Consider the following 12512-nt stretch of genomic DNA (forward strand, 5'->3'; position numbering starts at 1 on the left):
CTCCCAAACTGGGTGCAAACTTTTTTTACGTCAACTGTTCGAAGTGGTTGGTCCATTCGGCTAAAAAGCGCTTACTGTGCGACTCAATTGTCGCCAACGTCTCGTCTGCTCCGTCCAGATGGGCGTTCTCGCCTGCGACTTCAAGATCGTGGAAAAGAAGGGCAGTCTGTTCTAAGCCGACCGAATACGAGGCCCCTTTTAATAGGTGGGCGAGCTGTTCGATCCGCTCATAATCCTTCAATTCGACAGCTGCTTTTAGTTCGGGATATTTCGTCTCGAACTGCTGAATATATGTGGTTGCAATTTTATTTAAAAAATCCATGTTTCCATTTGCGATTTGGTGGAGCTCCGTTAACTTATCTTCATTGAACAGAGCGTCCTCGGGCATTCTTGTCAATATAACCCCTCCTCAATAAACGATCATCCAATCATTCCCTCTCACTGTAACACGTTTTCGAGAGAAAACAAAAAAACTCCTGCTTTGGATTGCACTCTAAGTTTTGGCTACCTATAATAAGATTGAGTTAAGGTAGGAGGAAGATGCATGCTGACGATTTACCGTACTGACGCATCGGGCCATGTGGATGAAATCGAAGACTTTGATAAAGGGAGCTGGATTCAACTCGTGAATCCGACAAAAGATGAGGCCGATCAAGTCATCGAGGCGTCCGGCATTCCAGAAGACTTTGTTTATGACCCACTTGATGTCGAAGAAAAACCGCGTTTTGAAAAAGATGATGAAGGGCTTCTCATGATCATCGACGTTCCATATGTAGAAGAAGATGACACAGGTCGTGCCTATAATACAATCCCGCTTGGTATCATCGTGACCGGAAGACATTTCATCACCGTCTGCTCACGTGACCTTGATGTCTTGAATCTATTCGCTAACGGGAAGGCACGGTTGTTCCGAACAAACTATCGGAGCCGTTTCGTCTTTCAGATTTTACACCGGGTGAGTATGACGTATTTGCGCTTCTTGCGCCAAATCGACCGAAGAATGGATGAGCTCGAGCAAGAGTTGCAGCGTTCGATGCGAAACCAAGAGATTTTTCAATTGATGAATCTGCAAAAGTCGCTCGTCTACTTCATGACTTCCTTGAAAGCGAACGACAGTGTCCTTGACCGAATCGTCAAGACGCCGAGTTTGGAGAAACATGAAGAGGACGAGGAGCTATTAGAGGACGTCTTCGTCGAGCATCGGCAGGCGATGGAAATGGCATCGATTTATAATGACATCATCAGCATCAAGATGGAGGCGTTCGGGTCGATCATCTCAAACAACGTCAACTTCGTCATGAAGTTTTTGGCATCGATCACGATCGTCCTGAGCATCCCGACGATGATTTCCGGTATCTTTGGGATGAACGTCCAAATCCCATGGGAAGGGGATCCGTTCGGATTCATCATGGCGATTGCGATGATGATTGGATTTTCCGGTCTCGCCTTTTATATCCTTTGGCGAAAACGATATTTTTAACGAACAAGAGCCTGACGCACGGTGCGTCAGGCTCTTGTCATGTGATTTTGACGGTGACGAGACACAGGTCGTCATCGATTTCAATTTTAGGTACGAGTTGTTCGGCAACATGACGACTATAGTCAAGCCCGTATGTGGCGACATCTTTTTCAAGCCATCGAATCCCGTCATCGATATCTTTGCTGTAACATTCCATAAGCCCATCTGTATACATATGTAGCTTCATATCTCGTGTGATGGCAATCTCTTTCGACTCATAGTTCGGTTCATCGAACATGCCGACCGGCACCCCTGTCGTCTCAAGTCGGCAATTCCCCGCTTCAGACGTCACGATGACCGGCGGATGACCTGCATTCACATATTCGATTCGACGCTTCGTCGTATCGATGTAGCAATAGACCGCCGTAAAGTAGCTATGCATATCGTCACCCGAGAACAGGAACGTCATCTGACGGTTCAACTCGGTCATGACGTCTACCGGATATTGCACGTTTCCGACAAGACCCGGAAGAATCGACCGGATTCCCATCGTGATGAGTGCCGATGAGACCCCGTGTCCCATGACGTCAAAGATGATGACCCCGTAACGGTCCGGGGCGACCTGGAACCAGGCGTACATGTCCCCTGCCAATTTTTTTGATGGCAAATAAAGGGCGCGAACATCAATCTCTTCGTTACTGATTGGAGGGGTGAGCGCACTCTGCTGAATTTTTTGAGCCAAGTCCAAATCATATTGGAGACGGGCCTCGTAAGTCTTCCGCTCGTCGACCGCCGCCTTGTAGCGGAGCGCAGAACGAATTCGGGCCAAGAGCTCCGTCACTTTAATCGGTTTGGTCGTATAGTCAGATGCTCCTGCGTCAAGTCCTTCAGCAATTTGCTTCTCATCTGTACGTCCGGAGACCATGATGACCGGCAACTCTTCATATTCTGCCATCTGTCGAATCCGTTTACACGTCTCAATCCCTGAAATCCCGGGCATCTCAACATCCAATAGGACGAGATCATACAGCGATGCGGCTTGTGGTGCCATCAGTAAATCGAGCGCTTCTTCCCCACTTGAGACCGAAATCGTCTCATAGTCGTGTTGGTGAAGCAGTTGCTCGAGTACGAGCGTATTGACCGGTTCGTCGTCCACAATCAAAATCGCCATAACTATCCCTTCCTTCTCTACGTAGTAATCTATATCGTATTGTACCATATCTTTTCGATGTCACACGACATAACCGTCTATTCATTCCAGTTGATGAACCGGCTCACCTTTTGGCATACTTAAATTAGAAAGTGGGGGATTCTTATGGCCTGGATCTTCGCCGTCAGCGGCTTGATTATTTTACTCGTCCTTATCGCGTCCATCGTCGTCATCCAAAAAGGGTACGCGTATAAAGACAATAAAGATGATATCGTCCTCGACTACGACGAAATCAATCGTCGGATCGAGTCCGAAAAAGCACAAGAAAAGACAGATCAGTCAGAAGGACCACGCTGAACTTCCTCCATAAAAGTTGGATTGTCACGTCCGACTTTTATGGAGTGTTCACTAAGACCCTTCTTTTTATTTGAACTCGAATCGGAGCTCACCTTTTTCTAAATATAACGAAGCGTTAAACGTTTTCTCGCCTTTTTTAAACGTATGGACGTTCGATTGCCCCCCGTTGATCATCTGTCTCAACTCATCCTTGACGAGTCCGACGCCGAGCACCTGCTTCGAGACGGTGAAACGACAGCCTTCACGATATCCACTACAGCCGATGAATTTAGGATGTTCGACAAGTCCTTTGCCACAGCTCGGACAGACCCCGAACGACGCTTTCGGCCGTGCCGCCCCTTTCTTCCCATATCGCTTCGCTTCAATCGTATATCCTTCAGGATTCGCCGCCTCTACCCTTGATTTTGCCTCCTCGACCAAATGAATCGACATTTTTTTGGCTTGTTCAATAAATTCTGCGGCAGATGCGGACGCCTGTCCGATCTCATGGAGTCGCTTCTCCCATTTCGCAGTCATGACGGGCGAGGCCAAAATGCTGTCTCCGAGTACATCGATTAAAAGACGACCCTTGTCTGTCGGGACGAGCTCTTTTTTCTGAAGCTGGACATATCCGCGCTTTTTCAACCCGTCAATGATATTGGCGCGTGTCGCCTCGGTCCCGAGACCCTCTACTTCTTTCATGATGTGAATCAACGCCTCATCATCAAGCTGTTTCCCGGCGACTTTCATCGCCATGATGAGTGCCCCTTCTGTATAGCGTTTGGGCGGTTCCGTCTGTTTCGACAGCACATCGACAGTCTTCTCCTTCAACACTTCCCCGATGGTCAGTAAAGGGAGCTCGACGTCTTTGGATTTCATCTCGACGACATCCCGATAGCCTGGACGTACGACGACGGTCCCTTTCGCCCGATAGAGATCCGTTCCATCTAACAGGTCGACCGTCGTCTTTTCAAGCGTCGCAGCAGGTGCGAACGCCGCGAGGAAACGCCGAATGATGAGATCATACAGTTTTGCCTCATCCCCAGCGAGCCGATTGACATCGCCACATGCTTCCGTCGGGATGATCGCATAGTGGTCACTCACTTTTTTTGAGTTGACGTAACGACGATTTTTGGACGGGTCCTCGGTCAACAGCTCACGGAGTCCGCCGTAGGCATCGGACTTTAACAGCCTCGCCTTCGTTTGAGGGAACAGAGTCGCTTCGTCCTGTGTGACAAATCCAGAATCGGTCCGCGGGTAGCTGATCCATCCTTTTGTATATAACTTTTGCGCGATATCGAGCGTTTTTTTCGCCCCGAAACCGAAGCGTTTCCCCGCTTCTGCCTGCAATCCGGATAGACTGAACCAAAATGGAGGTTGTTCGATTTTTTCTTCTTTGTCGATCGCTTGGACTGTAGCGGTGCCGGAAGCGCGCCTGACGACCGCATCTGCCTCATCGCGCGTCTTCAGTTTCGTCGTCTTTCCGATGGTGTACTTCGCCTTGAACGTGCTTCGACCTTTAAGTAACGTCGCCTCGACTTCGAAGTACGGTTCCGGTACGAACTGTTTGATTTCCCGTTCGCGATTGACGATTAGGGCAAGTGTCGGTGTCTGCACACGACCGAGCGAGAAGACATCTTCGATTCCGATCGTCTTCAATAAGGTCGTATAAGCGCGTGAGGCATTCATCCCGACGAGCCAATCGGCACAGGCGCGGCTCATCGCCTCATGGTAATACGGGACCGTCTGCTCACCCGGCAGTAGTTCCGAGAACCCACGGTCGACCGCTTGTTCCGTCAAGCTTGAAATCCATAGCCGAGCGAGCGGTTTTTTGTTTCCCGCGAGCCTTAAAATCAGACGGACAATCGCCTCCCCTTCACGTTCGGCATCCGAGGCGATGATGACATCTGTGATGGAGCGATCGTGCAACCATTTTTTGATTGCATAAAAAGGCTTTGATTTGCCTTTTGAGATACGGTAGTCGAACCGCTCGGGTACGATCGGGAGCGCATCATATTTCCATGACCTCCACTCCGGTCGATAGTGCGACGGTTCCTGAAGCTCACAAAGGTGACCGACCGCCCATACGACGATCGCCCCTTCAGGAAAACGGGGGCACGGAGAGATTTCGATCTCCTCTTTTCGCTTTTTAGATGGATAGGGAGCGGCCAGTTTTTGTGCTTGTGATGGCTTTTCCGCGATGATTAGTCTCATAATAAGAACTCCTTACTTCGCCTCTTAATTCGAGTCAAGACGTACCTGATTCGATTGCGTCTTCAATATATTTTACTATATCAAGTCATAGATGGACATATCGAGAAAGGATTCGAGCGGATCGAAAACGCGAGACTGACCTACAACATGTCCCGGGTCGGACGTTGTCTCGAGTTCGACTCATTCGAGGCTTTTGAGATACCCTGAAAGTGGAGATGTACAACTTGCTTGAGCTCTAAGCCTCTAGCGGACTCACATCGTCCTTCGAGACCTACGTATCGCTTTACATCCACGACCGTTTCTAGAAATGACTAAACGCCGTAATGGCCGACATAGCGATACGGGTTTTCTTCTGCCACCTCTTGACCGAGAGGCGCCAGACCCTCAAGCGCAATCAAATTCCCCCACTCGTCATAACTGTAGCGGGCAATCACTTCCTGAATCTCGTTCGTGATTGCAACAACGTCACCACGTTGGTTGAAGACGTAGTCGAAAGTCGTCCCTTTATACTCAAAGTTAAGGAGCTTACCACTTGCATCTCGATAGAAATTCATCGTGTTCTCAAGCAAATCGTCTCCCGTTTTGCGTGATACAGAGAAGAGATCCCCGTTTGAATCGTAATAGTAGAACTCAAAACGGTCGCCTTCAGCGTTCGTCACTTTCTTCGAAGAACGATTGTCCTCGCTGTCGTACGTATACTCGATGCGTTCAGTGACTTTACGTCCTTGCTTCGTTGTGACGCTCATCAACAGGTTGAACGAAGAATAGTAATATTCTTTCACCACATCGACCGCAGCCTGTTTCGCGCTACTCGATGTGCTTGACGGTTTACGAATCGTTTCTTTTGCTAATGATCCATTCTCTCTAAAATCACAGCTGATGTGGCGATAAGTGTTCGTCTCTTTGTCCTACTGAATTGAAGTATCGATACGGTTTCCTTGTAGGTACTTATTTTCAGAGATCAATTTGCCGGACTGGTCTTCTGATTTCAGCATATTCCCGCTCAAGTCATACGTATAGTCTATCGTGTCGCTCCCTCGAGTGACAGATTGCAAGAACCCTTCCTTCGTATAGGTATATGTTTTTTGCCCGGAATCATTGTTCGTCGCCTTGATGATTTGCTCATCTTTGTTATATTCATACGTTTCAGAGAAAATGACCGTCTCCGTGTCCTTCTTATTCGTCTGGATCTGGGTCATCTTCTCATTCGGACCATAATTCATCTCATGAGTCAGTCTCGGTCCCCTGATTTTTTTGATTAACTCCGACGTGGTATAGGAGAACTGGAACTCTTCATTGCACGGTGTAATGATTTTCTTCACTAAATCATTTTCATTATAGTATATCGTTGCCTGACCGAGAGCAGATTGAATGATTTCGGCATTCTCGTCATCTTTATACGTTAAGCTAACAATCCTATTTTCATTCTTCTCTCATGTATACGAAATATGAAATTCCCGTATATACTATTTTCCGCTATCATTAGACTAAGAAATACATAAGTGAAGGAGTGTCGCCATGTCTTATCTCATTTTGTTCGCCGCTGTCTTTTTCTTGTCGACGAGCGTCCTATTCGTCAAATGGACGTCCGCTCCTGCCGAGACGGCCGCCTTTTACCGCATGCTGATCACGTGTCTGATGCTGTTGCCATTCGTCGACTTCAAATCACTCATCGGAACACGTCTCATGACCCGGTATGCCTTACTCCTTAGCGGGACGCTTCTCGCGTTTCACTTTTGGCTCTGGTTTTTATCGCTCGATTATACGACAGTCGCCAGTTCGACTCTTTTCGTCACATCGAGCCCAATCTTTGTCTTGATTGGAAATGCCGTCATCTTCAAAAAAAATCCGACCAAACAAGGACTCACTTACGCACTCGTCGCTGTCCTCGGGGGCATGCTCGTCGCCGCAGGGGATGTTCAACTCGGTCGTGAAGCGCTCTTTGGGGACATGCTCGCCTTGCTCGCCGCTCTCCTCATCGCCGGATATTGGCTCGTCGGACAACACGTCCGTACCGAGATGAAGACGAACACGTATTCATTTAGCGTCTACCTCGTCGCGACGGTCGTTCTTTGCTTCATGTTGCTCGTACGCGGCACGTCGTTCACGGCATTCGAATCGGTCAACTGGTGGTACTTCCTCGCACTCGCATTCTTCCCGACGATCCTCGGGCATAATTTGTTCAACTATGCGCTCGCACGGGTCAGTGCGACAGTCGTCAGCATCACGATTCTCGGTGAGGCACTATGGGGAATGCTGTTCGGGTACGCCTTTTTCGGAGAACGGCTCAGTCCGTTGCAGTGGACCGGTGCCATCATCCTCCTCGCAGGGATCTATCTGTTCCTAAAAGAAGACGCCCGCTCGACTCGAGCGGACGTCTGATTATAGATTCGTAGCTTTCGGGTCCCCCGGACGATCTTCTGCATCCTCTTCTGAAGGACGGAACAACAGCTTACGGTCCCAAAACGCCAGAGCGACCGCCGTCAAAAACGTCATCGCATCGGCAATCGGGAATGCGAGCCAGACGCCGAACACCCCGAGAAACGATGGTAGGATGAAGACGAGCGGAATCGTATAGAGCGTCTGACGGGAAAGCGAGAGGAACATGGCGACTCGCGCCTTTCCGAGCGACTGATAAATCCCGTTGACGAGCATCTGCACGCTCGGTAAGAAGGAGACCGCGAACAGGATGTGAATCGCGGTCACGCCTCCTGCGATTAATGCATCATCCGTCGAGAACCATCCCATGAGCGTATGCGGGAACAACTGCAAGACGAGCCAGATGACCACGGCGATTGCAATTCCGGCACGCATTGCCGTCCAAATCGTCTCACGCATGCGATCAAACTGGGCGGCTCCATAGTTGTACCCGACGATCGGTTGCATCCCTTGGACAATACCCATGATCGGCATACCGACGAGCGCCATGAACTTATTGATGATGGCGAAAGTCGCCAACTCATCCGTCCCACCGTACGTCCCAAGCATCACGTTGACGCCGACGAACAGAATCGATTGGGATACCATCATGATGAACGAGGACGAACCGATTGCCATGATTTCCTTGATCTCATCAAACCGAATCCGGAACTGTCGCCATTTGAAGCGCAGTTCCGTTTTTGGTTTACGGGCAAAAAAGAAGCGAAGCATCAATATGGAACCGACGACTTGTGCGAGTGCCGTCGAAATGGCTGCCCCGTACATTCCCCACCCAAAGGTGAAGATAAAAAGAGGGGTCGTCACAAGATTGACGAGGACGGTCGTCAACATGACCTTCATTTGATACGGCGCCTGTCCTTCAGCACGTACCATCGCACTTGAAGCAAGCGTGAACATAAAGAAGGGTGAACTGATCAATACGACCGATAAGTATTGTCGGCTAAGTTCCATGATTTCGGATGTCGCCCCGAACACCATTAATATCTCATCTAGCATAAAGAAGGCAGAACTGACCGCGAACGCCGCAAACAGACCGACGAGGACGAGCACGTTTAAAAACGTGACAGCCGCACCGGCATCGTCCCCGCGCCCGAGCTTCCTCGAACTGATGGACGCCCCGCCGAGCCCGACCGCACTGGACACGGCCATCAAGATCATCTGAATCGGAAACGCAATCCCGATGGCGGCGACGGCTGACGCGCCGATCCCACGGGCGACAAAAATCGTATCAATGATGTTATAGAGCGCCGTCACGAGCATCCCAATCATCGCCGGAAGCGATAATTTGAAGAGGAGTCGGCCGATGGGCTCAGTCCGTAATTGCTCTGTGTTTTGGTTCATCCTTCCATCCCTCCGTCTCTACCTCTTAGGGTAGCAGGAATGGACGATCCGGGCGACTATGTTGGCTCGAAGGATGTGTCAGACGACTACGCGTGCGGGTACGCTTTTTCGCTTGCGCATAATAAAATCGGTCGCGACCGGTTCATCTACTTTCACGCGAATCGTCATCATCGCTTGATTAGCTGACTCGAGCGGCTGTCCGTCCACATTTTCAATCGACTCGATGACTTGCGAGAAGCGTTTAAATCCGGGCCCAAAAAATTCGACCTCTTCCCCGACCGAGAAATGGTTTCGTTGCTCTAGTGTCGCCATCCCGCTCGTCGGGTCGTATGAGATGACCCGTGCGGCAAAGGCGTACTGCGGAATCGAACGCGGTTTCCCGAACAACTGCTCTTTTTCGGTTGGAATGCCATAATAGAATCCACTCGCCAGTTCACGTTGGGCCGCTTTCCAAATCTCTTCTTCCCATGCCGGGTCGAAGACAAAATTCTCCGGGTCCTCACAGTACGCGTCAATCACTTGACGATAGACGTTACATACGGTCGCGACGTAATGAATCGACTTCATCCGCCCCTCGACTTTCAAACTGTCGACTCCCGCGTCCACGAGGTCAGGAATATGCCGCACCATCGATAAGTCGACCGAACTCATTGTGAACGGTTCTTCGTCGCGCGCTTCCATCTCTTCTGTCAACAGTTCACCCTCTTCGAAGAATCCATATTTCCAGCGGCATGATTGGGCGCAGCCTCCACGATTGGCATCACGTAGTGTCATGTGGTTAGACAACGTACAGCGACCGGAATAAGAGATGCACATCGCTCCATGGACGAACGTCTCAATCTCGACATCGACTTCCTGTTTCATTTTCACGATTTCATCCATCGATACTTCACGAGCCAAGACGACCCGTTCAAGGCCTTCGTCTTTCCAAAAGCGAAGTGTCTCATAATTGGTCGCCGAGGCTTGAGTCGATAGATGGACCGGCAGTCCTTCAGCTTCCGTGAGACATGTCTCGATCATCGCCGGATCGGAGACGATGACCGCGTCAATCCCGATATCACGCAGTGTCTGAAAGAATTCACCGGCACCTTCGATATCGCCTTCATGCGTCACCATGTTCGCGGCGACGTATACTTTCGCATTACGAGCATGGGCGAACGCCACACCTTCTCGCATCTCCTCATAACTAAAGTTACCGGCACGTGAACGCAGACCAAATTGCTGTCCGCCGATATAGACCGCGTCGGCCCCGTAGTGAATCGCCATCTTCAATTTTTCTAAGTTACCTGCTGGCGCTAATAATTCTGGACGTCGTTTCATGTTTATCCCTCACTTGATTTCTTCTGGCTTGCGTAGCAACAATCCCGTTCCGAGACGGAATCCTTCCGGTTGCAGGTCGTTGAGACGAGCTTCCATCTCAACACGGTCAAATCGACCGTTCAATAGATTCGCACGGGCGAACGTAAACAATTTAACGATTTCGACAAACTGGTCGCCCGCATGCCATCCGTCAAGTTTCCACGTATGAAGCCCGTGTTTGACTAGCGTTGGCAGCTGCCCCATGAGTGTCAGATCTTCAGAGAAAATATGCGTCCCGTTCTCGTCTTCATAAATCGGGTACCGGCTAGATGCATCAGCAGGCTCGCTCATGTAAAACTCGCGTTGTTTCGCCTCTTCAGATGGGCGACCGAGTTCGTTGAAATAGTTCGTCACGAGCGGACGCTTGGAGTGATGGATACAAGTCGGACCATACACCTGTACTTCTACCGGCAGTCCGATTTGTTGCTGGATGAGAGCGAGTTCCTCGAGCGTCACTTCGCGTGCGACGACCGCTCCGATTGCCTCCCGTTTGCCCCAAAACTGAATTTGTTTGGCGGACGTGACGAGCGTTTGGGCATCGTACCAATAAGGAATCTTCGCTTGTCGAATCAGACGGATCGCTCCAGGGTCTCCAGCCGTCACATCATCGACTCCGATCGCCCTCAGTTCCTGTAAATATTCGGGCAACTCATCAATCTGGTCGTTATGCATCAAATTATTGACGGCCACCGTCACTTCTTTCCCGTATCGATGGGCAAGTTGTGTGACTTCCCTCACAGCATCGATAGTCCACTCTCCTTTTTGTCGTAACCCGAACCGTGAATTCCCGATATACAGTCGGTCAGCGCCCGCTTTAATTAACGCTTCTGCTTGATCGACGCTTTGTGCCGTAGTGACGAGCTGAATCATCATGATTGTTTTTCTCCTTACTTTGTGAGTCTAATCACATTTTCTTGCTATACTTTAGCATACGTTTCAATGTGTAAACGAGGCAGGATTTTAACAACTCGTGAAGAATTAAGTAACAATGTATGACTTTTCATCAAAGGAGTGGATCATGTTGTCAAAGACAGCTTTAATCACCGGTGCCTCGATGGGCATCGGTTTAGACTTGGCCGTACTCGCCGCACGAGATGGTTACGACTGTATCCTCGTATCTCGAAACGAGCCGCGCTTACACGAATTGAAAAAAGTACTGGAGACGAGATATCGCATCAACGTCCATGTCTTCGCGCTTGATTTGGCAAAGCATGATGCCGCAGCCCGATTGACTAGTATGATCGCCGAGGCGGGACTTTCCGTCGACTTTTTAATCAACAATGCCGGTTTTGGTACATCCGGCGCATTCGCCGACCTCGATGCCGAGACGGAGGCGGACGAGGTCCGATTGAACGTCAACACGTTGACCGAACTGACGAAAGCCTATCTACCTGGCATGCTCGAGCGTGACCACGGTCATGTATTAAATGTCGCCTCCGTCGCCGCGTTCCAACCAGGACCGTATATGGCCGTCTATTACGCGACGAAGGCATACGTCCTTTCCTTCACCGAGGCGATCCATGCCGAAGTGAAAGGAAGCGGTGTTCACGTCAGTGTCCTCTGCCCTGGTCCGACTGACACGAACTTCTTCGATCGCGCCGGAAGTGAATTATCATTCTCAAAAATGCCATCTCACCTCGTCGCCTTTTTCGGATATAAAGGTGTCATGAACAACAAACGGGTGATTGTACCTGGCCTCTCGAACCAGCTGTTGGTCGGTTTGGCTAAGTTGATGCCACGGGCTCTCAGTCTCGAAGTATTACGTCGTGTTCAAAAGCCAACAGACGGTAAAGCCGCTGAATCGACGACATGAAAAAGGAGCGACCCGCGTAGGTCGCTCCTTTTATAATTCAGAATGCAATCGAGACACAGTCACAAGCCGATGAAGAAAGACTCCTGCTGGAATCATCGTCATGAGCGCAGTCGAGAGGACGACCGCCCACGCGATCACAGCGTTTAACGTCCATTCTCCCGAAGTGAGTTGATCCATCACATTCAGTTGATTTACCGAAAGAACAATCATGAGTGCCGGCCACACGCTTGTTGCCAGAATACTTAGCATTGCAAAACGGGCTCTCGTGTAACGCTTCGCTAAAAGAACAAGGTTTAACACGATAAACAATAACCCTACGAGTAGAAACATACCGACTTCCGTGACATTGACATAAGCATCCATCCGTCGTTCACCTCACTCAATATGATAGGAATATTGTA

General features: G+C 49.8%; 13 protein-coding genes. 4 read left to right on the top strand and 9 right to left on the bottom strand.

The features are described 5' to 3' along the window. Positions 1-25: 25 nt before the first annotated feature. Complete coding sequence (locus KNO76_RS04995; protein ID WP_214883396.1) at positions 26-388, bottom strand: Hpt domain-containing protein; 363 nt, start codon at positions 386-388, stop codon at positions 26-28. Between the two features lie 156 nt (positions 389-544). Here KNO76_RS04995 and KNO76_RS05000 point away from each other — a divergent pair, with 156 nt between their 5' ends. Continuing rightward, the gene (locus KNO76_RS05000) at positions 545-1480 is read left to right on the top strand and encodes a magnesium transporter CorA family protein (protein WP_214883199.1); all 936 of its coding nucleotides are present in this window, start codon (positions 545-547) and stop codon (positions 1478-1480) included. A 37-nt stretch (positions 1481-1517) separates the two neighbouring features. On the opposite strand, the gene KNO76_RS05005 is transcribed toward KNO76_RS05000, so the two are convergent. Continuing rightward, positions 1518-2630, bottom strand: coding sequence for a PP2C family protein-serine/threonine phosphatase (locus KNO76_RS05005; protein ID WP_214883201.1), 1113 nt, complete (start codon positions 2628-2630; stop codon positions 1518-1520). 144 nt (positions 2631-2774) lie between these two features. Between KNO76_RS05005 and ytzI the strand changes: the two genes are divergently transcribed. After that, the gene (gene ytzI / locus KNO76_RS05010) at positions 2775-2966 is read left to right on the top strand and encodes a YtzI protein (protein ID WP_214883204.1); all 192 of its coding nucleotides are present in this window, start codon (positions 2775-2777) and stop codon (positions 2964-2966) included. 66 nt (positions 2967-3032) lie between these two features. On the opposite strand, the gene KNO76_RS05015 is transcribed toward ytzI, so the two are convergent. The 3 genes from KNO76_RS05015 to KNO76_RS05025 form a co-directional block, all read right to left on the bottom strand. Then, positions 3033-5159 (bottom strand): DNA topoisomerase III, encoded by a 2127-nt coding sequence (locus KNO76_RS05015; RefSeq protein ID WP_214883207.1) that lies wholly within the window; start codon positions 5157-5159, stop codon positions 3033-3035. 311 nt (positions 5160-5470) lie between these two features. Continuing rightward, positions 5471-5944, bottom strand: a complete 474-nt coding sequence (locus KNO76_RS05020; RefSeq protein WP_214883210.1) for a hypothetical protein — start codon at positions 5942-5944, stop codon at positions 5471-5473. 123 nt (positions 5945-6067) lie between these two features. Continuing rightward, positions 6068-6481 (bottom strand): hypothetical protein, encoded by a 414-nt coding sequence (locus KNO76_RS05025; protein ID WP_214883213.1) that lies wholly within the window; start codon positions 6479-6481, stop codon positions 6068-6070. 196 nt (positions 6482-6677) lie between these two features. Between KNO76_RS05025 and KNO76_RS05030 the strand changes: the two genes are divergently transcribed. Beyond that, positions 6678-7541, top strand: a complete 864-nt coding sequence (locus KNO76_RS05030) for a DMT family transporter (RefSeq protein WP_214883215.1) — start codon at positions 6678-6680, stop codon at positions 7539-7541. Here KNO76_RS05030 and KNO76_RS05035 read toward each other — a convergent pair whose 3' ends face one another. The 3 genes from KNO76_RS05035 to KNO76_RS05045 form a co-directional block, all read right to left on the bottom strand. Next, a complete protein-coding gene (locus tag KNO76_RS05035; protein WP_214698898.1) occupies positions 7542-8939 on the bottom strand; it encodes an MATE family efflux transporter in 1398 nt (465 codons plus the stop codon). A gap of 78 nt (positions 8940-9017) precedes the next feature. Continuing rightward, positions 9018-10259 (bottom strand): peptidase U32 family protein, encoded by a 1242-nt coding sequence (locus tag KNO76_RS05040; protein WP_214698900.1) that lies wholly within the window; start codon positions 10257-10259, stop codon positions 9018-9020. Positions 10260-10268: 9 nt separating this feature from the next. Continuing rightward, positions 10269-11165 (bottom strand): peptidase U32 family protein, encoded by an 897-nt coding sequence (locus tag KNO76_RS05045; RefSeq protein ID WP_353047875.1) that lies wholly within the window; start codon positions 11163-11165, stop codon positions 10269-10271. Positions 11166-11316: 151 nt separating this feature from the next. Here KNO76_RS05045 and KNO76_RS05050 point away from each other — a divergent pair, with 151 nt between their 5' ends. Next, complete coding sequence (locus KNO76_RS05050) at positions 11317-12111, top strand: SDR family NAD(P)-dependent oxidoreductase (protein WP_214883221.1); 795 nt, start codon at positions 11317-11319, stop codon at positions 12109-12111. Between the two features lie 30 nt (positions 12112-12141). Here KNO76_RS05050 and KNO76_RS05055 read toward each other — a convergent pair whose 3' ends face one another. Continuing rightward, positions 12142-12474, bottom strand: coding sequence for a hypothetical protein (locus KNO76_RS05055; RefSeq protein WP_026825782.1), 333 nt, complete (start codon positions 12472-12474; stop codon positions 12142-12144). Positions 12475-12512 lie beyond the last annotated feature (38 nt).

It is taken from the genome of Exiguobacterium sp. s101 (assembly GCF_018617835.1).
Taxonomy (GTDB): domain Bacteria; phylum Bacillota; class Bacilli; order Exiguobacteriales; family Exiguobacteriaceae; genus Exiguobacterium; species Exiguobacterium marinum.

Excerpts from the sequence above, each read along its gene's own strand:
- KNO76_RS04995 (WP_214883396.1), bottom strand. The coding sequence starts at position 388 with ATGCCCGAGGACGCTCTGTTCAATGAAGATAAGTTAACGGAGCTCCAC.
- KNO76_RS05000 (WP_214883199.1), top strand. The coding sequence starts at position 545 with ATGCTGACGATTTACCGTACTGACGCATCGGGCCATGTGGATGAAATC.
- KNO76_RS05005 (WP_214883201.1), bottom strand. The coding sequence starts at position 2,630 with ATGGCGATTTTGATTGTGGACGACGAACCGGTCAATACGCTCGTACTC.
- ytzI (WP_214883204.1), top strand. The coding sequence starts at position 2,775 with ATGGCCTGGATCTTCGCCGTCAGCGGCTTGATTATTTTACTCGTCCTT.
- KNO76_RS05015 (WP_214883207.1), bottom strand. The coding sequence starts at position 5,159 with ATGAGACTAATCATCGCGGAAAAGCCATCACAAGCACAAAAACTGGCC.
- KNO76_RS05030 (WP_214883215.1), top strand. The coding sequence starts at position 6,678 with ATGTCTTATCTCATTTTGTTCGCCGCTGTCTTTTTCTTGTCGACGAGC.
- KNO76_RS05035 (WP_214698898.1), bottom strand. The coding sequence starts at position 8,939 with ATGAACCAAAACACAGAGCAATTACGGACTGAGCCCATCGGCCGACTC.
- KNO76_RS05040 (WP_214698900.1), bottom strand. The coding sequence starts at position 10,259 with ATGAAACGACGTCCAGAATTATTAGCGCCAGCAGGTAACTTAGAAAAA.
- KNO76_RS05050 (WP_214883221.1), top strand. The coding sequence starts at position 11,317 with ATGTTGTCAAAGACAGCTTTAATCACCGGTGCCTCGATGGGCATCGGT.
- KNO76_RS05055 (WP_026825782.1), bottom strand. The coding sequence starts at position 12,474 with ATGGATGCTTATGTCAATGTCACGGAAGTCGGTATGTTTCTACTCGTA.